The 20,735-nt window shown below is 42.4% G+C and carries 20 protein-coding genes; 16 read left to right on the top strand and 4 right to left on the bottom strand.

What is annotated here, in order from left to right; genetic code table 11:
* Positions 1–52 precede the first annotated feature (52 nt).
* Positions 53–1,471, bottom strand: a complete 1,419-nt coding sequence (locus GRQ40_RS09425; RefSeq protein ID WP_159719843.1) for an amino acid permease — start codon at positions 1,469–1,471, stop codon at positions 53–55.
* A 249-nt stretch (positions 1,472–1,720) separates the two neighbouring features.
* Complete coding sequence (locus GRQ40_RS09420) at positions 1,721–2,212, bottom strand: QueT transporter family protein (protein WP_080861187.1); 492 nt, start codon at positions 2,210–2,212, stop codon at positions 1,721–1,723.
* A 213-nt stretch (positions 2,213–2,425) separates the two neighbouring features.
* Between GRQ40_RS09420 and GRQ40_RS09415 the strand changes: the two genes are divergently transcribed.
* Positions 2,426–3,178, top strand: a complete 753-nt coding sequence (locus GRQ40_RS09415) for an NAD-dependent protein deacylase (RefSeq protein WP_159719842.1) — start codon at positions 2,426–2,428, stop codon at positions 3,176–3,178.
* Positions 3,179–3,386: 208 nt separating this feature from the next.
* Here the strand turns inward: GRQ40_RS09415 and maa are convergent, their stop codons facing one another.
* Complete coding sequence (gene maa, locus GRQ40_RS09410; protein ID WP_159719841.1) at positions 3,387–3,956, bottom strand: maltose O-acetyltransferase; 570 nt, start codon at positions 3,954–3,956, stop codon at positions 3,387–3,389.
* A gap of 319 nt (positions 3,957–4,275) precedes the next feature.
* Between maa and GRQ40_RS09405 the strand changes: the two genes are divergently transcribed.
* Positions 4,276–5,013, top strand: a complete 738-nt coding sequence (locus tag GRQ40_RS09405) for an N-acetylmuramoyl-L-alanine amidase (protein WP_159719840.1) — start codon at positions 4,276–4,278, stop codon at positions 5,011–5,013.
* A 215-nt stretch (positions 5,014–5,228) separates the two neighbouring features.
* On the opposite strand, the gene GRQ40_RS09400 is transcribed toward GRQ40_RS09405, so the two are convergent.
* Positions 5,229–6,104: a LysR family transcriptional regulator gene (locus tag GRQ40_RS09400; protein WP_183186830.1), complete on the bottom strand. Its 876-nt coding sequence runs from the start codon at positions 6,102–6,104 to the stop codon at positions 5,229–5,231.
* A 128-nt stretch (positions 6,105–6,232) separates the two neighbouring features.
* On the opposite strand from GRQ40_RS09400, the gene GRQ40_RS09395 reads away from it, so the two are divergent.
* From GRQ40_RS09395 to GRQ40_RS09335, 14 genes are all read left to right on the top strand, one after another.
* Positions 6,233–6,811: a DMT family transporter gene (locus tag GRQ40_RS09395; RefSeq protein WP_236546450.1), complete on the top strand. Its 579-nt coding sequence runs from the start codon at positions 6,233–6,235 to the stop codon at positions 6,809–6,811.
* A gap of 47 nt (positions 6,812–6,858) precedes the next feature.
* Positions 6,859–8,417 (top strand): IS3 family transposase gene (locus GRQ40_RS09390; protein ID WP_370514155.1). Its coding sequence is split into 2 segments (ribosomal slippage): positions 6,859–7,501 and positions 7,501–8,417, totalling 1,560 coding nucleotides; the frame shifts between segments, so codons are not numbered across the junction.
* Between the two features lie 59 nt (positions 8,418–8,476).
* Positions 8,477–8,656 carry an EamA family transporter gene (locus GRQ40_RS09385; protein WP_255458409.1) on the top strand — a complete coding sequence of 60 codons (180 nt, stop codon included), beginning with the start codon at positions 8,477–8,479 and terminating at the stop codon, positions 8,654–8,656.
* Between the two features lie 125 nt (positions 8,657–8,781).
* Positions 8,782–8,946, top strand: coding sequence for a hypothetical protein (locus GRQ40_RS18310; protein ID WP_183186832.1), 165 nt, complete (start codon positions 8,782–8,784; stop codon positions 8,944–8,946).
* Between the two features lie 527 nt (positions 8,947–9,473).
* Positions 9,474–9,614 carry a YrzI family small protein gene (locus GRQ40_RS09380; protein WP_080861200.1) on the top strand — a complete coding sequence of 47 codons (141 nt, stop codon included), beginning with the start codon at positions 9,474–9,476 and terminating at the stop codon, positions 9,612–9,614.
* Between the two features lie 136 nt (positions 9,615–9,750).
* Positions 9,751–11,511, top strand: a complete 1,761-nt coding sequence (locus tag GRQ40_RS09375) for an ABC transporter ATP-binding protein (RefSeq protein WP_159719839.1) — start codon at positions 9,751–9,753, stop codon at positions 11,509–11,511.
* Positions 11,508–13,529: an ABC transporter ATP-binding protein gene (locus GRQ40_RS09370; RefSeq protein WP_159719838.1), complete on the top strand. Its 2,022-nt coding sequence runs from the start codon at positions 11,508–11,510 to the stop codon at positions 13,527–13,529. The genes GRQ40_RS09375 and GRQ40_RS09370 overlap by 4 nt, the downstream gene beginning before the upstream one ends.
* Positions 13,530–13,878: 349 nt before the next feature.
* Positions 13,879–15,069 carry an N-acetylglucosamine-6-phosphate deacetylase gene (gene nagA, locus GRQ40_RS09365; RefSeq protein WP_159719837.1) on the top strand — a complete coding sequence of 397 codons (1,191 nt, stop codon included), beginning with the start codon at positions 13,879–13,881 and terminating at the stop codon, positions 15,067–15,069.
* A complete protein-coding gene (nagB, locus tag GRQ40_RS09360; protein ID WP_159719836.1) occupies positions 15,056–15,811 on the top strand; it encodes a glucosamine-6-phosphate deaminase in 756 nt (251 codons plus the stop codon). The genes nagA and nagB overlap by 14 nt, the downstream gene beginning before the upstream one ends.
* A complete protein-coding gene (locus GRQ40_RS09355; protein ID WP_044742512.1) occupies positions 15,808–16,530 on the top strand; it encodes a GntR family transcriptional regulator in 723 nt (240 codons plus the stop codon). Before nagB ends, GRQ40_RS09355 begins: the two co-directional genes overlap by 4 nt.
* Before the next feature lie 58 nt (positions 16,531–16,588).
* Positions 16,589–17,965: an N-acetylglucosamine-specific PTS transporter subunit IIBC gene (gene nagE / locus GRQ40_RS09350; RefSeq protein ID WP_159719835.1), complete on the top strand. Its 1,377-nt coding sequence runs from the start codon at positions 16,589–16,591 to the stop codon at positions 17,963–17,965.
* A gap of 77 nt (positions 17,966–18,042) precedes the next feature.
* Positions 18,043–18,642 carry an SIS domain-containing protein gene (locus GRQ40_RS09345; protein WP_159719834.1) on the top strand — a complete coding sequence of 200 codons (600 nt, stop codon included), beginning with the start codon at positions 18,043–18,045 and terminating at the stop codon, positions 18,640–18,642.
* A 26-nt stretch (positions 18,643–18,668) separates the two neighbouring features.
* Positions 18,669–19,819, top strand: a protein-coding gene (locus tag GRQ40_RS09340) for an IS3 family transposase (protein WP_201295951.1) whose coding sequence is annotated in 2 segments (ribosomal slippage) — positions 18,669–18,924 and positions 18,924–19,819 — 1,152 coding nt in all. Because the reading frame shifts where the segments join, the coding sequence is not laid out codon by codon here.
* A gap of 84 nt (positions 19,820–19,903) precedes the next feature.
* On the top strand, positions 19,904–20,044 hold the full coding sequence (locus GRQ40_RS09335) for a hypothetical protein (RefSeq protein ID WP_159719833.1): 141 nt from the start codon (positions 19,904–19,906) through the stop codon (positions 20,042–20,044).
* The last annotated feature ends 691 nt before the right edge of the window (positions 20,045–20,735 follow it).

The following is a 20,735-nucleotide window of genomic DNA, read 5'->3' as shown; positions in this document are numbered from 1 at the left end:
CAATGTTGACTTCGTCTACAACACGAAGAGGGCCATTCATATTGATTCTCTTTTACGCTCCTTTTAATTTTGCCCGTTCTTGATGATCGTTTTTTGGTTTCATCAATAGCGGATATAGAAGTATTCCTGCCACAAATAAACCGATTCCTAAGAAAAAGGTGTGCCAGTCTGCCGTTCCTGTTTTAATAACCCAAAGCGAATAGAAAAGAGCTGCCAATGTAATCAAACCGTCACGTACGCGTTGTGCTGTTTCATTTTGATATGTTTCCCCTGTGATAATGAGCTTCAACTGATATAAAGCAGAGACAAGATATGGAACGAGATAAGCTAAGGTCGCTACGACAATCGCAAAATTGTACGCTTCGTTCATCGTTCCTGAGATAGTGGAAAATAGAAAAATTTGTGTCATTACATTAGTTATGAGCAACGAACGCACAGGGCTTCCGTTTTGATTGGTTTTCCCAAAAAAGCGAGGGAATAGCGCTTCTTTTGCTGCTTGATATGGAACTTCTGAACTTACTACAATCCAGCCGACTGTCGAGCCAAAAAGAGAAATCAGCGCTAAAATCGCCATCATATAAGCACCGCTGTTTCCAAGGACGGAATAAAGGGCATCAACAAGCGGCTTTTGCGATTCTCTTAATTCCTCTTGGGAAAGAACTCCCATTGTTAGTAATGTAATTCCAATATAAATCAAGACGGAAATGATCAGTCCAAGGAATGTCGCTTTCTTAACATCCTTTGGAGATTGGGCGCGGTTTGAGAGCATAACGGCTGATTCAATGCCGATAAAAGCCCAAAGCATGGTAATAGCCGCTCCATTAAGTTGGGACGGCACAGAAACCGTCTGTCCTTTTTCATTTATAAAAGAAAGGCTGTCTACATTTGCTGCATGAAACACCCATAGCGTACCGATAATATAAAGGAAGAAACCAATCACTTTCGCTCCGGTTGTGAAGATGTTTATTTTTCCAGCCTTTTGAAAATCTCTCACGAGAATCCAATGAATTCCCCACAATACACCAGTGCAAATCATAAATGTAAGTCCTTTTCCTGTTTCCAAGGAAAAGGAACCGATGGTTAATAAAGTTTGTTTGCTTTGCATGATTGGAAAAAAAGTGCTCAAATAACCAGCAAACGAAATAATGACGGATGCCGTTGCTGCCCAGTTTGCTGCCCAATATCCCCAAGCCATGCTGTAGCCGGCTACTTTCCCCATTTGCGGGGAAAAAAACAAGGCCTGCGCATAGCTCTGTGGTCCAGCTTTTAGCTCCGGTTTTCTTGTGACTAAATTGCCAAATACGAGCGCGATCATCCAAACTCCAAGCCCTGTTGTGATCCATGCCAATACGGCTCCGACAGGGCTAGATACTTGCGCAAGATTCGCTGGGATCATAAAAATACCGCCGCCGATCATGTTTCCGATAACAAAGGCGGTCAACACCCATAATCCCCATTTTTTTGCTGCCATTTATATTGCCTCCTTGTGTGCAACGTCTAGATGAATCAATAAAGGATTTCATTTTTCATCATAGCTGATCTTTTTAATTTGGTAAAGTGATAATATAATAAAGAAGTAAAGTTGTTTAATTTTGAAAAGTATGTATTTTCGACCGCTCATTTTCTAATCATTTTACATCAACTAAATTTAAATAAAACTATGTTCTAAATAATCAATAAAAATAAGAAAAAAATAAAAAATAGCGGCAAGATTGCCGCCTTATTTTTCCATTAATCGATCCAATCGAACTCGGCGATGAATGGCATACATAATCGGAGCGCCAATCGCCATCGTAACCAGCTCGCCAGCGGCCGTTGTCAGCCACGTCAAAAGAAATGGTAAATCTAATGCCAGCTTCAGCTCCCAAGCAATGATAAACATAGTCAACGTAAAAATGAGAGTATTAACAGCCATACGAGCCCACAAATTTTCGACGTAACGCGTGATCACAATGGTTGTTAATAAAGCGATGACCGATTGTCCAACTCCAAAAACAAGATCATACATGCCTAAAGGGGAAAAAAAGAAATTCGCCAAAAAGACACCTAATATAATTCCAAAGAAATATTTCTTATGAAACACAATGAAGTGATTTAAGATTTCTGATACGCGAAATTGCACATTTGTAAAGCCAAATGGCTGAATCAGCATTGTAACGATAATATACACGGCAGCTAAAATACCGTTAATGGCCATTGTTCGTACATTCATTTCTCTCCTTCTCCTTTTACAACATATCATGCAGCTGAAAGAAAACGCAGCAATTTATATTCTAACATAAACGGTGGAAAACGCCATTATGGTTTTGCGTTAAGTTTGTTGACCGCTCATGATGGGTTGCGGGCGTGCGAGAAAGAGCGTAGAATGAAGATATCCAAGCTCCTCGATTTTTGAGGGGCTACTTTGTTGAAAGGGGAGAAATCAATGGAGGAATATAAAGAATTAGCTGAACAACTAGCACGCGCGAAAACGATCGCGGTTTTGACAGGAGCAGGAATGAGCACGGAGTCAGGCATTCCAGATTTTCGCGGCCAAAATGGAATTTATGCGCAAGAAGACAATGTCGAATATTACTTGTCGGAGCACTATTTCACTTCCCACCCTGTTGATTTTTGGCATCGCTTTAAACGAATGTTTTCATTAAAAATGATGGGCACGTTCTTGCCTAATAAAGGGCATATCTTTCTTCAAGCGTTAGAAGCTGCTGGGAAAAAGGTGACGATTTTAACGCAGAACATCGATGGGCTCCACACAAAAGCAGGAAGCACGAATGTGATCGAATTGCACGGAACCTTGCAAACGGCCACATGTCCTATCTGTAGCCAAAAGTACGATTTATCGTTTATAAATTCACAAGACGTTCCTGTTTGCCGACAAAAGGGATGTGGTGAAATTCTAAAGCCTGATGTGGTTCTATTTGGCGGAATCGTACCAAGAATCGATGAAGCATTTGCCGCAGCAGCAGAAAGCGACGTCTTGCTGGCGATGGGCACAAGTCTTGAAGTAACGCCTGTCAATCACATTCCGTTTTATGTCACTTCCGAATCTCCTCGTACATATAAGGCTATAATTAATAAAACAGCAACGAGAATGGACCATCTTTTCGATCTTGTCATTCACCATTCTATTGGGGATACCGTTTCACAATTGCGGGCGTATATGGCAGAGCTGCGGTGAGTGATGGCAAAAAATACAACTTTGAAGGGTGAACCATCATGAAGCAGATACTCAAAACTAGCATGATACCAAAGATCAAGCTTGCCTTTTAAGCGAAAAAACGCATTGATCGACAGCCATTTGTCACGGACGCACGTCAATAGGGGATCGATATAACGCTCAATCCCCTATAGAGTCGTCTCATTCAATAAATATCAATTAGACTGTTTTATGCTTTTAAATGACTGATTGTTTTGATGATTCGAGCCGGATTTCCTCCTACTACAACATTGTCCGGGATATCCTTTGTGACGACGGCTCCAGAAGCGATGACAACATTGTTTCCTATTGTTACGCCAGGATTAATGACTGCTCTGCCGCCGATCCACACATTATGGCCAATGCTGACGGGCTTTCCGTATTCGGTACCGGAGTTTCTTTCCAAAGGGTCTAACGGATGGGTAGCAGTATAAATATGGACACCTGGAGCGATTAGGCAGTTATCGCCAATTTTTATCTCACATACATCCAAAAAAACACAATCAAAATTGGCGAAAAAATTTTCACCGACATGAATGTTATACCCATAATCACAACGAAAAGGAGGTTCAATGAAGAGATTTTTTCCTGTTGAACCAAAAAGTTCTTTCAATAAGGAAGTCCGTTTTTGATGCTCGGTTTCCAATGTTTGATTAAACAATCTGGTCAATCGACGGGCGCGCTCCCGCTCCGCCATTAGTTCGGGATCAGCCGCCATATATAATTCACCGCTTAACATTTTCTCTTTTTCCGTTTTCATATGGCTCCTCCTCATAGACACTGAAAATGATTTCTAATTTAACCTAAATTTATAATACTATAAAATGATGAGCATCACGACCGATTCTATCGACAGGAATTATATTTTAGGTGATATGGGGGGATCTGTATTTCGCAAGCACCCAAATTATCGAATAGATGCATATCCGCCGTTGCCCTTGTCCTGGATGTTGCATATGTTACTTTTGAAGCGGAAATTTTTGATGCAGGTGTATTCATGCAAAGAATCGAGTATATAAGGTACGGTGTCACATCAATGGTGTCGATCCATATACTCTCAAGAAAGGGGATGATCAATAATGGTGAAAATCGCACTTGATGCAGGGCATGGTGGAACGGATAGCGGAGCTGTAGGGAACGGTCTACAGGAAAAAAATCTGACGTTAAATATTGTCAAAAAGATCGGGGGGTTGCTCGCTGAATACGAAGGGGTCAGCATTATCTACACGCGGACGGATGACCGTTTCGTGGAGTTGTCGGAGCGTGCGGCCATCGCAAACAGGGCGGATGCCGATTTTTTCTTATCCGTTCACATCAATGCCGGCAGTGGAACAGGATTTGAGTCTTACGTTTACAATGGCAATGTGAGCCCGTCGACCATTGCGTATCAGAACACGATCCACAGCGAGATCATGAAAGCGATCGCCGGAGTGCAGGATCGCGGTAAAAAGCGAGCGAACTACGCGGTACTGCGCGAAACGAAGATGCCGGCATTGCTCACAGAAAACCTGTTCATTGATAATGCGAACGATGCGGCCAAATTGAAATCAGAACAATTTCTTTTGCAAGTGGCACATGGCCATGTCGAAGGGATTGCGAAAGCATTTGGCTTGAAAAGGAAAGCAACACAGCAAAAACAGGAGGAGCCAAAGATGCCAGCACCTGAAAAAACAGCGTATGACAAAGCGGTCGATGCAGCGTTTGAATTTTTGAAGCAACACGGAGTGGTGACACAGGATCGACGAGAGGAACCCGTGACACGAGCACAAGTTTTTTTGATGTTGCATCGATTAGCACAAAATATGTTGCAGAAATAGTAAAAGTAGTCCCTGCCCAAATAGCAGGGACTTTTTCTGTGAGTGAATGAACCTCCCCGCCTCCACTTCGATTAGCGGTAAGCGACTTCTCGGCGAATGTGTGAAAGATCCAGTCTAGAAATTTCTTTGGCTAAAGGAAGCCACTAGCCTGGCATGGGCTGATGCCTAATTGAATTCACAAAAAGGAACCAATCAATCTCACGGCATTTTTTCTTCTATTCTAAAAGAAGATGGATTAATTGTTTCATTGATTGCGATAGCCACTTCTTTTGGTGATACACCAACTGCAAATAAAGTTTAGGCTTTATGTCGGAAAGGGGAAGGAGCATTAATTTTCCGTTTGCGATTTCTTCCTTTACCGCCATGAGCGGTAAAAACGCGATTCCAAGCCCATAAGCCACACATCGTTTAATTGCTTCAATACTCCCTAATTCAATGGTTAATTCAAGCCGTACTGCATGGCGACGATATAAATTTTCAATCATTTCACGGTAGCTGCAGCCTTGCTCTGTCACAATGAGCTTTTCATTTTCCAAATCTCTCATATAGATATGATCCCGTTGGACGAAAGGATGATCAGGCTTTGCGACTAGCACTAATGGTTCTTCTTTGATAATAATAAAATGTAAATCTGGATCTTCTTGTTTTTGATCAAGAATAATAGCTAAATCGTATTTTCCTTCTTTTATACCTTTAACTAAATATTGGCATACTCCTTGCTGGAGGAGTAAATTCACTCGCGGATACTTATTTTTAAATGCTTGCAAATATGGAGGAAGATAAAAGCCTGCAATGGATTCAATAGTGCCAATCGATAAGCTTCCAGCCAGTTCTGCTTGCTCAGAAAGGCTTTGTCTTGCTTCATCAAGCAGATGGATCATTTTATTAGCATATTCTAACAATTCCTTTCCAGCGGGTGTCAATTTGATTCTGCCGCTCCAACGTTCAAACAAAATGACCCCAAATTCTTCTTCCAATTTTTTGATTTGTGTGGTGACGCTTGATTGAGCATAACCTAGCACTTCCCCAGCTTTGGTAAAACTGTTCCACTTTGCGGCTTCGCGAAACGTTTGCAAATAATTGATATTCATTGCAATCAAACTCCTATCAAAAATCTTGATGAATAGCATCAATTATTATCAATAACACCTATGACCAAATATTTGTAGAATTGATTATATCAGAAATTTTATCGATTATGGGAGGATTTTTTGTGCAAATGAATCATATAAAAACGTATATTTTGCTTTTCCTGACAGCCGCTATTTGGGGAGGCGCTTTCATTGCGGGGAAAATAGCGACGGTCAGCCTGCATCCTGTTTCAGTTGCTTTTTTCCGCTTTTTTGGGGCCAGCCTGATTCTTTTTCCGCTCATGCGTTGGAGGGAACGGCAAGCAAAGGTTCCTACCAAAAAAGACTGGGGGATGTTTGCACTGCTTGGCCTTACAGGTATTTTTCTATATAACGTTTGTTTTTTTATTGCGACTAAATATGCGCCGATTGTCAAAAGCTCTCTCGTTATTGCGGTGAATGCTCCGTTGATTACGCTCTTTTCGGGCCTGTTTTTAAAGGAAAAAATCAACGCTAAAAGCATATTAGGTATGGTTATGGCGCTCATCGGAGCTTTATATATTATCACAAACGGGCAGCTATCCGTTATTGTAAAGCTTGGGCTCTCTCCGATTGATTTTGTTTTAGTAGGCGCCTGTCTCAGTTGGAGCATATATTCTGTGATCGGGAAGGTGGTGATGAAAAAATATAGCCCTTTAGCGGCAACTGATATGCTCCCCCTAAGGTAGACAGATTAAAAAATAAAAATCTGTTTTCTCTTAGGGGGAGTTTTTCTGTGTCTGGCAAACATTATTCTGAAGAGTTTAAATATGAAGTTATGAAAGCTTATGAGAAGAGGGACTACTCCATTAAAGAGCTCTGTTCTAAATATCAAATATCTCAAAATTCATTAAGAGAATGGATTGTGGGATTTGAAAGGTATGGATCGGAAGGATTAAAAAGATCTACATCATGGAAACCTTATTCTAAGGAGTTAAAGAAAGCAGCTGTAATCGATTATTTGTCAGGTGAACTTTCTCAATATGAGATCGTTAGAAAGTATGAAATATCAAGCAGGTCCGTACTCCGAAGATGGATTAGCATTTATAATAGTCATAGAGATTTAAAGGATAGGTCGAAAGGAAGGACAAACTCTATGACGAAAGGGAGAAAAACGACTTGGGATGAACGGATTCAAATTGTCCTTGATTGCTTAGAAAACGGAAAAGATTATCAAGGAACAGCTGAGACCTATGAGGTCTCTTATCAACAAGTATACCAATGGGTGAGGAAGTATGAAGCAGGTGGAGATGAAGCACTAAAAGATAAGCGCGGAAGGAAGAAAGAAGAAGCAGAATTAACTCCAGAAGACATTATCCAACTCCAGATTAAAAAGTTAGAAAGAGAAAATGAACGGTTACGTGCAGAGAATCTATTTTTAAAAAAGTTAGAGGAAATCGAAAGGAGGCGAAAATAAGTCAAATCCGATATGAAGATATGTATACCGCTATCCAAGAACTTCATGAGAAGGAAGAGGTAGAGGTTAGTCTACTTTGTGAAATCGCTGGAATATCTAGGGCTGCATATTATAAGTGGTTGAATCGTACGCCTTCTGCTCGAGAACTTCAGAATGAAGAGATCATAAAAGAAATGAAAGCACTTCATGAGGAAGTTGATGGTATATACGGATACCGTCGAATGACATTGAACATGAATCGCAAGTTCGGCCAAAATTTCAATCATAAGCGAATCTATAGATTAATGAAAGTCGCAAGAATACAATCTGTCATTCGAAGAAAGAAAACCCCTTATAAGCGTTCTACTCCTCAACATGTGGCGGAGAATATATTGAATCGTGAATTCACAGCGGAAAAGCCGAATGAAAAATGGGTAACAGATGTCACGGAATTCAAATATGGCCCCTCAAAGAAAGCTTATTTAAGCGCTATTCTTGATCTATATGATGGATCAATTGTTAGTTATGTCTTAGGCCATTCTAATAATAATCAACTTGTGTTTAAGACGCTTGACCAAGCAGCAGGGCTTTTGGCTGGAGACCATCCCCTTATTCATAGTGATCGTGGCTTTCAATATACCTCTCATGGGTTTAAACGCAGGATAGATAAAGCGAAAATGACACAAAGTATGTCGCGAGTAGGTAGATGTATTGATAATGGACCAATGGAATCTTTTTGGGGAACACTCAAATGTGAGAAGTATTATTTAAATAAGTATGAGACATTTGAAGAGCTTTCTAAAGCAATAGATGATTACATTTGCTTTTATAATCATGATAGATATCAAAAACGATTAAATGGCCTTAGCCCTATGGAATATAGAGCTAAAGCCGCTTAGATCATTTTTATTATTTCCACTGTCTACTTGACAGGGGGCAGTTCACGTCAACCGCCTCCATTTTTATTAACGTGATGCCTATATCGGCAGCTGTGATGGGAACAATCGTGTTCCATGAACGCTTGACATGGACCCATATAATTGGAGCGTTATTCGTATTTGGTGGCATTTTGTTTAATATTTATAGTAAGAAAGAAAAAAAGAGCGTGCTAGTATCCAGAGAAGGGAAAGTGATGTAACTAGCGTGATCGATAGCGTCATCCTTCGTTTTCAACTACTTTAGAGTAGAATGAATGGAGGACTACCTTTATTTATCCATCCAAATGAAGGTATAATGATAAAAAATGAAAAAAGGATGGGAATCATGCATATTGGTGATAGCATTTTTCAATTGTTCGTGATCGTGATGCCGGCTTTGCTTATCGCAGGAGTGGCTTTGTTTGTTTATTCCGTCAAAAAACGCAAAGCGCAATTAAATCGAATTGAGGAAAAATTGGCGGAAATGTCAAAACTGCCGAATGAGCAATAGTTAGGGCGGAATCATCAACAACGAAGGCTATAGATTGAAAGTTTTCAACATGATCCGTCTCCCACCTATTAACAGAGTGTGGGTGGGAGAGGATCATGGGGAGCGTTTCAGTCTTCAGGCACATGGTATGGCGGGCATCTTTCGCTGGTTGGATATGTATAGAAAACGTAGAGCTTATTTTTCTTACGAATGATTTTGCAGAAAAAGGTTTACAACTTAGTTATCTTTGGATATAATTTACTTTGTAACATGATTTCGGAAGGAGGATGAACACAATGACTAACATGATGAAAGCTGTAGCATCTAAAAATGAATATGTGCGAACGATTCAACCTTCCGATTCTGTTATGGCTATCATTTTTTAACTGAAGAAGGAATGCCGCAGGGAAGGAGATCGTTTTTTCCTGCGGCTTTTTATGTAGATATAAAGCCGTGGGATGACGCTATTCCCGCGGCTTTTTTGCTTTTTTGAAGCCGCTGGATACTCTTTTTCCATGCGGCTTTTTTATGAAAGGAGGTGGGAAAGAATGATGGTTCATCTGTTGTTTGTAACCATTACGATTCAACGAAGAAAGTGGACAATCGAAGAGATTGAACATGAGCAATTAGTCAAGAAGATTGAAGAAGAAATGATGGATCGTAAATGCGGTATATATCCGAGATTTTAATATTTGTTTGATCATCAACTAAGTGACTTAAAGGAGGAATACAAAAATGGAAATGAAATGGATGATGCTGGCATTACAAGCGAGAGAGATCAACAGCGGTTAGATGTAAACAAACAGTGAAAGGGGATGATTTGGAGTGTTTTCAGTATTATGGAAACTTCAAGCGTTTTTTAAACAGCATTGGAAACGATACACGATTGCGATTGTGCTTTTAGTAGTGGGCGGAATGTTAGAAATGATTCCGCCCAGGATCATCGGAATCGCGATTGATGATATGTATGTGAACGGTTTAGATAAAAGCCAGCTGCTCAAGTACCTAGCTTTATTGTTAGGGTTAGCAGGCGTGATTTACAGCATCAACTATATATGGATGTATCAGCTGTTTGGCGGTGCGTTTTTGCTTGAAAGAAGCTTGCGTTCCCGATTTATGAAGCACTTGCTTTCCATGACACCGACCTTTTACGAGAAAAACCGTACAGGAGACTTAATGGCAAGAGCGACAAATGATCTAAGAGCGATATCGATGACAGCCGGATTCGGCATCTTAACTCTCGTGGATTCAAGTGTATTTATGCTTGTTATTTTATTGACAATGGGGGGGCTCATTAGCTGGAAGCTGACTTTGGCGGCTTTGTTGCCGCTTCCAGTGATGGCAGTGGCGATGAACGTATACGGAAAAAAAATCCACGAACGCTTTACAAAAGCTCAAGATGCTTTTGGCGATATGAACGACTATGTACTCGAATCCATTTCCGGTGTTCGTGTCATTCGCGCTTATGTGCAGGAAAAAGAAGATGAGGCACGATTTAAGCGACTAACCGAAGAGGTATATCAAAAAAATATGGAGGTTGCCCGTATTGATTCATTATTTGATCCTACCATTAAAGTGCTGGTCGGCCTGAGCTATTTAATCGGCATCGGATATGGATCGTATTTAGTCTTTCATAAAGAAATGACGTTAGGAGAATTAGTTTCCTTTAATGTATATCTAGGAATGCTGATTTGGCCGATGTTTGCCATTGGCGAACTCATTAACATTATGCAGCGAGGCAATGCTTCGCTTGATCGCGTCAATGAAACGCTTGCCTATCTTCCAGATGTTCAAAACCACCCGCAGCCGGTCTTACTCGAAAAGCCAGAAACAATTGAATTTCAACAAGTAACGTTCCGTTATCCGTCAGCAACCATTCCGCATTTACAACATATATCTTTTTCGCTCCAACGAGGGCAAACGCTGGGAATCGTCGGGCGAACAGGAAGCGGAAAAACGACGCTTATGAAACAGCTGCTGCGGCAATATCCATTGGGAGCAGGAAGCATAACGATTTCCGGTGTGCCGATTGAACGTATTCCAATGGAAGTCATTCAAAGCTGGATCGGATATGTTCCACAAGACCATATTTTATTTTCGAAAACAGTAAAAGAAAATATTTTATTTGGCCGAAAGGATGCGGACAGTGAAGAATTGCAGCGTGTGATTGAATTGGCTGCACTCCATAATGATATTCAGCTGCTGCCGCAGGGGCTTGATACATTAGTAGGAGAGAAGGGAATCGCGCTATCTGGAGGACAAAAGCAGCGGATTTCCATCGCTCGTGCGCTGTTACTCAATCCGGAGATTTTAATTTTGGATGATGCACTTTCAGCCGTCGATGCCAAAACAGAAGCAGCTATTATTGAAAATATTCGGCGCGAGCGCACCGGCAAAACAAATATCATTGTAACCCATCGCTTATCAGCCATTCAGCACGCGGATTGGATTCTTGTTTTGGAAAATGGAAGAATCATCGAGGAAGGCACACATGAGCAGCTATTAGAACAAAATGGCTGGTATAAAGAACAATTTATTCGTCAGCAAGCAGCAAAGGATCCAGAAAACAGCGGGGTGTTTTTATGAATACAGGTAAACGGCTAATCGCCTATGCGTTTCGGTACAAAAAAATCATTGTGGCGGCCTTGTTCATGCTGGCGATTTCAGTGGCCGCCGAATTAACGGGTCCGTTGATTGCTAAAAAAATTATTGATCAACACATTTTAGGAATTGAATCTCCATGGTATGAGGCTGATAAAAATGACGATCAAGCGGTTTTTTATAATGGAAAATGGTATAAACGAAGCGACGATTTCGCTCAAGGAGAAGCAAAAGGCAAAGAAGTGCGTTTGCTACAAATTGGCCGCGATTATTATTTTGTAGACCGCGCGATCACATTTGATGGCAAACGATCGATTCAAAATGGGATGTTAATGATTCAACATGGTGAGCAAAAAGCCGTATATCCGATTGAAAAACTGTCGAACAGCGAGCTGTTCCGTTTTTATCAGCCGGAAATTCGGTCGATTATTTATCTTTTGGCACTTTATTTTTCTTTGTTATTGGCGGCAACAGTGTTTCAGTATGGACAGCGCTACTGTCTGCAAATGGCGGCTAATCGCATTATTCAAACGATGCGCAAGGATTTGTTCGCTCATATCCAACGCCTGCCAATTCGCTATTTCGACCGCCTGCCTGTCGGAAAAGTTGTTGCCCGCATCACGAATGATACCGAAGCCATTCGTGAATTGTATGTGACGGTGCTGGCTACTTTTTTTACAAGCACTATTTACATGACAGGAATTTTTATTGCCTTGTTTCTGTTAGATGTGCGCTTAGCGCTTCTATGCCTCATTCTTATTCCGATTTTAGCCGTCTGGATGAAAATTTACCGCCAATATGCGTCTCGCTATAACCATATTATTCGTTCACGGCTAAGTGACATTAATGCAATGGTCAATGAGTCTATTCAAGGCATGCCGATTATTCAAGCGTTTCGCAGACAAAAAGAAACTGAACGGGAATTTGAAACACTCAATCGCGAATATTTTGTGTATCAAAACAAGCTTCTAAACTTAAATTCGCTCACCTCCCACAATTTAGTAGGGGTGCTGCGCAATCTTGCCTTTGTCGCATTAATTTGGCATTTTGGCCACGATTCATTCAATCACCAAGCGATTTCACTCGGCCTTCTCTATGCGTTTGTTGATTATTTGAATCGCTTATTCCAGCCCATTACAGAAATGGTCAATCAATTGGCCAACCTAGAGCAGTCAAGAGTAGCAGCTCATCGTATTTTTACGCTTCTTGATGAAGAAGGGGAAGAGGTATATGATGGAGAGATGCCTCGCTATCAGGGAAATGTCGTATTTGAACATGTGTTTTTTGGATATAAAGAAGGGGAATATGTGCTAAAAGACATTTCTTTTTCTGCTAAGCCGGGCGAAACTATTGCACTTGTCGGCCACACTGGGTCAGGAAAAAGCTCGATCATGAATTTGCTGTTCCGTTTTTATGACATCGAAAAGGGACAGATTTTCATTGATGGGAAGGATATAAAAACCATCCCGAAACAGCTGCTTCGAAAACATATGGCGATCGTGTTGCAGGATGCGTTTTTATTTACAGGAACGATTGCTTCAAATGTCGGTTTAAATGATCCTGCTATTTCCCGACAGAAAATAGAACAGGCCCTTCGAGAGATTGGAGCCGATCAACTATTGGAAAATTTGCCAAATGGATTTGATGAACCAGTCGTGGAAAGAGGCAGCACCTTGTCATCGGGACAGAGACAGCTGATTTCGTTTGCACGGGCGTTGGCGTTTGATCCGGCTATTCTAGTACTGGACGAAGCGACGGCCAACATCGATACAGAAACGGAGGCGACGATTCAAAAAGCGCTGGAAGTTTTAAAACAAGGACGGACAACATTTATTATTGCTCACCGTTTGTCAACCATTAAAAATGCGGATCAAATTCTCGTGCTAGATCGCGGGATGATTGTTGAACGCGGAACGCATGAAGAGCTAATGAAAAAAGAGGGAATCTATTATCATATGTATCAGCTGCAGCAAGGGAACAAAGAAACAACGAAAGCGGGTTAAAGGTAAAGGGGGCTAGCATTAGCCTCCTTCTAGATTATTGACAAACGTCAATGGATCTCGTTCGTCCGCTCAGAACGTCCCTTGTTCGATTCTCGTCCGCACTCGGCTATGTTCCTTGTTCACCAAGTTTAAGCCCATCTGATGCGAAACCCATCACAAACAATGAAGGATGGTTAACATATTAGCCTTTTTATTTTATTTGCGCTATTTCCATGCCTATGAAGACGGCCAGATTCGTTTGTTGATAGCGAATCAATGTCCTCATACATATCTATAAAAATATCAAATTGGTATAGACAACTATATAATATAATGTTAAGATGACCTTAAGGAAAGAAGGGGTGCGAGAATGGATCAGTTTTTACTAAAAAATGCGACGATCTATGCGGAAAACGAACAGATTCAACGAGGATATTTATTAATTGAAAATGGCAAAATAGCCTACGTCGGCCCAACCCCTCCGCCATCCAATGCTAAGGAAATTGAATTAAGCATTCATGATTGTGTGCTTCCTGGTTTTATCGATCTTCATATTCATGGTGCTGCTGGTGCTGATGTGATGGATGCCACAGTAAAAGCTTTACAAACAATGGCCTCCGTATTGCCAAAGGAGGGAACCACTAGCTTTCTAGCAACCACGATGACCGCAGCTTCCAGCGAGATTGAAAAAGCGGTGAAAAATGTAGCGAACTATATGGCACATGACAATCGGCCCGGAGAAGCAGAGGTGCTCGGAATTCACTTAGAGGGGCCTTTTCTTTCGCCAAAGCGGGCGGGTGCCCAGCATCCCCGCAATATCATCAAGCCGGATATTGAACTCTTCAAAAAATGGCAGAAGGAAGCCAATGGACATATCCGTCTTGTCACATTGGCGCCAGAGGAAGAAAACGGGCTGTCTCTTACTGCATATTTAAAGGAGACAGGAGTGATTGCCTCCATTGGCCATTCTGATGCGGTTTATGCTGAAGTGAAAGAAGCCATTCAAGCCGGGGTGACACAGGCTACGCATTTATTTAACGGTATGCGCGGACTGCATCATCGGGAACCTGGGGTGGTCGGCGCGGTGTTGATGCATGAGGAAGTATTATGTGAAATTATCGCAGACGGCATTCATGTAGCACCTGAAATGGTTCGCTTTGCTTATCGCAACAAAGGAAGCGAGGGATTGATTGCGATTACCGATGCAATGCGCGCCAAATGTCTCGGTGAAGGGCAGTATGATCTGGGAGGTCAGCAAGTCACCGTTCGGGGAAAACAAGCTACATTAAAAGACGGGACGCTTGCAGGAAGCATACTCAAATTAAAGGATGCTGTGAAAAATATAATGGAATTTACCCGGTGTTCGCTTGAAGAAGCGATCCGCATGGCGAGCTGGAACCCTGCTAGACAATTAGGCATTCTTGATCGAAAAGGAAGCATTCTCCCCGGTAAAGATGCTGATATAGTCGTGCTGAATCAAGAACGGGAGGTTATCCTGACTTTTTGCCGGGGAAGGCTAGCCTATGCCAAACAGGAGGTGTTGCGCAGTGAAAATCATTGAAGTACGCGACTACAAAGAGATGAGCCAAAAAGCAGCGGAGTGGATCATCCATCAAGTGCGAATCAATCCGCATTCAGTGCTCGGACTAGCCACTGGAGGAACGATGCTTGGAACTTATGCGGCGCTTGTGGAAGATTATCGAAATCACCAAACAACCTATCGCCATGTTCATACGGTGAATTTAGATGAATATATCGGACTGGATGGCGATCATCCTAACAGTTACCGGTATTATATGAATCATCATTTTTTCCATTTCATTGACATCCCGCCATCGCAGACGCATATTCCGAATGGGCTTGCGGAGGATGTCGAAGCAGAATGCCAGCGTTATGAGGAGATGATCCAAGCAGTAGGAGGAATAGATTTACAAATCGTGGGGATTGGCCAAAACGGTCATATCGGCTTTAATGAACCCGGCACTTCATTTGATTCTACTACTCATGTAGTGAGGCTAGCTGAATCAACCCGAAAAGCCAATGCGCGCTTTTTCTCTTCCATAGAAGAAGTGCCAACCCATGCGATTACAATGGGAATAGCGACCATTATGAAGAGCAAGCAAATTCTTTTATTAGCATCAGGAGAGGAAAAAGCCACGATCTTATCTCAGTTATTAGAAACAGAAGTAACACCAGCGATCCCGGCCTCCATTTTGAAAACACATGACAATGTCACCATCATGGCTGATCAAAAAGCGCTCGCTTTAGTTAGTGAAGAACAGAGAAAGGTGTATGCACAATGATTAATAAGCATTCGCCGCTTCCGATTTACTATCAGCTTGAACAGGGAATTAAAGAAATGATTGAAAAAGGACAACTGCAACCAGGAGAAATGATTCCCTCTGAACGGGAATGGTCAGAACGATATGACATTAGCCGAATGACAGTTCGGCAGGCAATCAACAATCTAGTGAATGATGGCTATTTAGTGAGACAACGCGGCAAAGGAACGTTTGTGGCGACGAAAAAAATTGAGCAGCCGCTAAAAGGACTTACCAGCTTTTCAGAGGATATGCGGGCAAGAGGAATGGAACCGGGCACAAAGGTATTAAGCTTTAGTACCATTCCGGCGAGCTCTTCATTAGCAGGACAGCTTCATGTTTCGGAAGGAGAAGAAGTCTACGAAATCAGACGCCTTCGCCTTGCTGATCAGCTGCCGATCGCCTTGGAGATCGCCTATGTTCCATGTTCGCTCGTTCCTCATTTAACAGAAGAAATTGTAAGCGGTTCCTTTTATGAATTTATTGAACAGAAACAGTTACTGACGATTCGATCCGCTACACAAATATTAGAAGCATCTGTGGCTCGAAAAGTTGAGGCCGATCTTTTGCAAATTAAAGAAGGGGCCCCCGTGCTACTGATCCAGCGCAACAGCTATTTAGAAAACGGTCAGCCGCTTGAGGTCGTGAAGTCGGTGTATCGAGCCGACCGCTATAAATTTATGATTGAAATGGAACGATAATCGATTTCGTGAAGTGTACGTTATGAAATGATAGATGGGAAAAGGAGAGAGGATGCTTATGTTAGGTTTTTTACAAAGGCTTGGCAAAGCGTTAATGCTGCCGATCGCTGTTTTGCCGGCAGCGGCCTTGCTGCTTCGTTTAGGTCAGCCCGACTTACTCGATATTCCTTTTGTCGCCGAGACAGGAAATGCTGTGTTCGCCAATTTGCCTTTGCTATTTGCGATCGGGATTGCAGTAGGACTAGCAAAAGATAACAACGGTGCTGCTGCTTTAGCTGGGGCGATCGGATATTTCATCTTAACCAAAGGAGCCGTTTCCATTAACAAGGATATTGATATGTCTGTGTTAGGCGGGTTTATTTCCGGGATTGCAGCCGGTTTGCTGTATAATCGCTATCATAATATCAAATTACCGGATTGGCTTGGTTTTTTCGGCGGCAAACGGTTTGTGCCGATTATCACTTCGCTGACAATGCTAATCGCAGCGCTTGTTGCTGGCTATGTTTGGCCGCCGATCCAAGACGGCATTAATGCGGTCGGCGAATGGATTGTTGGTCTCGGTGCGGTTGGAGTCGGTATTTTCGGCTTTTTAAACCGTCTATTAATCCCGGTTGGTTTACATCACGTCTTAAATAGTTTAGTATGGTTTGTGTTTGGAGAATTTGCTGGAAAAACGGGCGATCTTAATCGCTTTTTTGCGGGGGATCCAAGTGCAGGAATTTTTATGGCCGGGTTTTTCCCGGTGATGATGTTTGGTCTTCCGGCGGCAGCGCTGGCTATGATCGCTACCGCCAAAAAAGAACGCCGCAAAATGGTAGCAGGCGCGTTGCTTGGAGTTGCGTTTACTTCCTTTTTAACAGGTGTGACGGAACCTATTGAATTTTTATTTATGTTTTTATCTCCGCTGCTTTATGTTGTTCACGCTGTGTTGACAGGCCTTTCGCTCGCGATTGCAACGATGCTTGGCATCCATCACGGTTTTGGTTTTTCAGCTGGCGCGATCGACTTTTTCTTAAACTGGGGAATTGCGCAAAAACCGCTCTTATTGCTATTACAAGGAATGATCTATGGCGGAGTTTATTTTATCGTCTTCTATTTTCTTATCAAAAAGCTTGATTTAAAAACACCAGGACGTGAAGACGACGATGAAGAAAATTTAGCATTCCATGATGAACCAACCACCTCCGCAGCCACCAAATATGAGGCATTAGCAGAGAAATATATGGAAGCGCTTGGCGGAAAAGAGAATTTAACAACGATTGATCATTGTGTGACGCGCTTGCGTCTAAAAGTAAAGGATATGTCAAAGGTACAAGATAACCAGTTAAAACAACTTGGGGCTAAAGGGGTCATCCGCCTCAATCAAACCGATCTTCAAGTCGTCATTGGCACCGATGTAGAGTTTATTGCGAATGAAATGAAAAAGCAGGGATAGAGAAAGCGAACGGACCATTGCTGCAAAAGAATGGTCCGTTATGTTCGGAAAGTACCGTAAAGATGGGAGATGGGAATATGCTTGGCAAAAGATATGCACAACGCATCAAAGAACAGCTTCAGCTTGTAGAAGAAACTCAATGGAAAGAGGTGGAGAAAGCAGCGCGGCTTATTGCTCATTCCATTAAAGAAGGAGGACTTGTGCATATTTTTGGTTGCGGCCATTCTCACATGCTGGCAGAGGAGATTTTTTATCGTGCTGGAGGGCTTGTTCCGGTTAATCCCATATTCGAAACAAGTCTCATGCTTCATGAAGGGGCTGTTAAAAGCTCGATGCTTGAAAAAACGGAAGGCTATGCTTCGATGATCCTGGAACGTTATCAGCCCCAGCCTAATGAAGTGATGATTATCGTTTCCCATTCTGGAGTGAATGCTGTACCAATAGAAATGGCGATGGAAGCAGTAAAAAAAGGACTAAAGGTCATCGCCATTACATCGTCTGCTTATTCGCAAGTACCTTCCCGCCATTCTTCAGGCCAAAAACTGTATGAATTGGCGCATATTATGATTGACACCCATGTCCCCTATGGCGATGCGCTGATTGCGATTCCACAGTTAAAAGTCAACATTGATGCTAGACTAAATAGTGGACACCGAGAATCGAGAATGCGACAATAAATCTAGCAAAATCGAGGTGTCCGAAGATGAGTCAGAAATATGACAAAGAGTTCAAAATCCAAACCGTAAAAATGATTCAGGAACAGGGGAAGCCGGTGGCGCAGGTCGCCCGAGAATTGGGCGTATCCGACAATACTCTGTACCGCTGGATCAACGAATTCAAACAGGATCCGGTCCATGCGTTTCGCGGCAGCGGCAACCTGAAAATCGAGGAAAAAACCCTTCTCGAAATGCAGAAACGAATCCGCCAACTCGAGATGGAGAACGAAATTTTAAAAAAGGCGATGCACATCTTCGCAAAAGACCGGAACTGATCTTTGCGTTTATCCACAAACACCGCTCCAAGTATCCGGTATCGGAGATGTGCAAGGTTTTGAACGTATCCCGGAGTGGTTATTATCAATGGACCAGGCGCCAGGAAAGCGAGCAAAAGAAACGTCGCCGAGAACTAGAACAACAGATTAGCCGTATCTTTGTGGACTCGCGTCGCCTGTACGGCAGCCCGAAGATCGCTCAAGTCTTGCGCCAGCAAGGTGTTCGGGTATCCGAAAAAACGGTCGCCCGCATCATGAAGGAACTGGGGCTTAAGTCGCGCACCGTCAAGACATACAAGACGACGACGAACTCGAACCACAATCTGCCAGTGCATGACAATGTGCTGAACCAGCAGTTCAGGGCACAAGCTCCCAATCAAGTCTGGATGGCGGACATCACTTACGTTCCGACAGACGAGGGATGGCTCTATGTCGCGAGCGTGATGGACTTGTACACGCGCAAAATCGTAGGCTGGCACGCCGATGAGCGAATGACCAAGGAATTGGTCCTGCAAGCTCTGGATCAGGCTTACAACCGTCAACGGCCGAAAGGCGAAGTCCTGCATCATTCCGATCGCGGCAGCCAATACGCATCTCATGAGTACCAAAAACGGCTCTTGAAATACGGGATGAAATGCAGCATGAGCCGCAAGGGCAACTGCTATGACAATGCCTGCATCGAATCGTTCCACAGCGTGCTCAAAAAGGAACTCGTCTATCTGGAGAAGTTCAGAACCCGCAAGGAAGCCCAAAGTCGGATTTTTGAATACATCGAGTTTTTCTACAACCGGAAACGCGTACATTCCGCTATCGGGTATCTTACACCTTTTCAATACGAACGAATGTACGGTCAAATTGCGTAATTTTCTCGATTCTGGCTGTCCAATCTATTGACAGAGGTCCACATAGCCCCAAGTTCTACTGTGGTGGGAGCGTTTATCTTAAATATGCTCATTGCAGAAGTTATCGAAGAGCTGCTTCATTTAGGCATCATCCCACCGGTTTTTGTGAGCGGAAATGTGGAAGGTGGATTTGAATATAATCAATCATACATTCAGCAATACCGTTCCCGTATAAGACACTTGTAGATACAAATCCAACGGCAATGAACAGCCCGCCCCCATCTCTAATAAAAAGAGAGGGGGTTTTTAATTCTCTAGGAGGCGTAGCGATCACTACATCATTTAACCATCCATCGAGAAGTCTCCCACGTCTAAACGAAGTGAATGGTTTGCCGACTACGGCAGAAAGGTGAGGAATCAAGCCATGTCAATGGGGTGTTATTGGATCATCAACACCCCCATCATACAATGAAAAGCATTCGATTGAGCCGGAAGCAGTGAGCCTCAGTTCCCCGTGATGAAGCAATCTTTTTAAGTTTTTATAGAAAGATATCATCTGCCTGCAATCTATGGTTATTTTTTGTAAAAATTTATGTGTTTTGTACAGATATATGGTAAAATAGGACTATATTATGAACCTGTGGTGCTAGTTAAGCATAGTGCACAACTAGATGAATGCCTCAACATTTGTCCACATGTAAGTAAGATCATGCCTCAATTCTGGCACTTGGCTGTTGTAAAATCATCATCATATAAAATGAGCTTCATTCATCTATCTGTAAATACCACTATTGACGATCTAATTATTTTACTTAAAAAAAAAGCGTATGCTAAGAGCAACCAGCTTTGCCTACTGTGGCAGAAAAGCGGGGAAATCAAGAAATGTCAATAGATTTTTCTTAGATTATCGACATATTTGATCTGTAGAGATCAAATA

Source organism: Anoxybacillus sp. PDR2 (assembly GCF_009834045.1).
GTDB lineage: Bacteria > Bacillota > Bacilli > Bacillales > Anoxybacillaceae > Anoxybacteroides > Anoxybacteroides rupiense.
This window is presented reverse-complemented; position numbering and strand designations above follow the sequence as displayed.

Excerpts from the sequence above, each read along its gene's own strand:
- maa (WP_159719841.1), bottom strand. The coding sequence starts at position 3,956 with ATGAAAACGGAAAAAGAGAAAATGTTAAGCGGTGAATTATATATGGCG.
- GRQ40_RS09420 (WP_080861187.1), bottom strand. The coding sequence starts at position 2,212 with ATGAATGTACGAACAATGGCCATTAACGGTATTTTAGCTGCCGTGTAT.
- GRQ40_RS09370 (WP_159719838.1), top strand. The coding sequence starts at position 11,508 with ATGAATACAGGTAAACGGCTAATCGCCTATGCGTTTCGGTACAAAAAA.
- GRQ40_RS09345 (WP_159719834.1), top strand. The coding sequence starts at position 18,043 with ATGCTTGGCAAAAGATATGCACAACGCATCAAAGAACAGCTTCAGCTT.
- GRQ40_RS09380 (WP_080861200.1), top strand. The coding sequence starts at position 9,474 with ATGATGGTTCATCTGTTGTTTGTAACCATTACGATTCAACGAAGAAAG.
- nagE (WP_159719835.1), top strand. The coding sequence starts at position 16,589 with ATGTTAGGTTTTTTACAAAGGCTTGGCAAAGCGTTAATGCTGCCGATC.
- GRQ40_RS09355 (WP_044742512.1), top strand. The coding sequence starts at position 15,808 with ATGATTAATAAGCATTCGCCGCTTCCGATTTACTATCAGCTTGAACAG.
- GRQ40_RS18310 (WP_183186832.1), top strand. The coding sequence starts at position 8,782 with ATGCATATTGGTGATAGCATTTTTCAATTGTTCGTGATCGTGATGCCG.
- GRQ40_RS09395 (WP_236546450.1), top strand. The coding sequence starts at position 6,233 with ATGAATCATATAAAAACGTATATTTTGCTTTTCCTGACAGCCGCTATT.
- GRQ40_RS09415 (WP_159719842.1), top strand. The coding sequence starts at position 2,426 with ATGGAGGAATATAAAGAATTAGCTGAACAACTAGCACGCGCGAAAACG.
- GRQ40_RS09400 (WP_183186830.1), bottom strand. The coding sequence starts at position 6,104 with ATGAATATCAATTATTTGCAAACGTTTCGCGAAGCCGCAAAGTGGAAC.
- GRQ40_RS09335 (WP_159719833.1), top strand. The coding sequence starts at position 19,904 with ATGCTCATTGCAGAAGTTATCGAAGAGCTGCTTCATTTAGGCATCATC.
- GRQ40_RS09405 (WP_159719840.1), top strand. The coding sequence starts at position 4,276 with ATGGTGAAAATCGCACTTGATGCAGGGCATGGTGGAACGGATAGCGGA.
- nagA (WP_159719837.1), top strand. The coding sequence starts at position 13,879 with ATGGATCAGTTTTTACTAAAAAATGCGACGATCTATGCGGAAAACGAA.
- GRQ40_RS09425 (WP_159719843.1), bottom strand. The coding sequence starts at position 1,471 with ATGGCAGCAAAAAAATGGGGATTATGGGTGTTGACCGCCTTTGTTATC.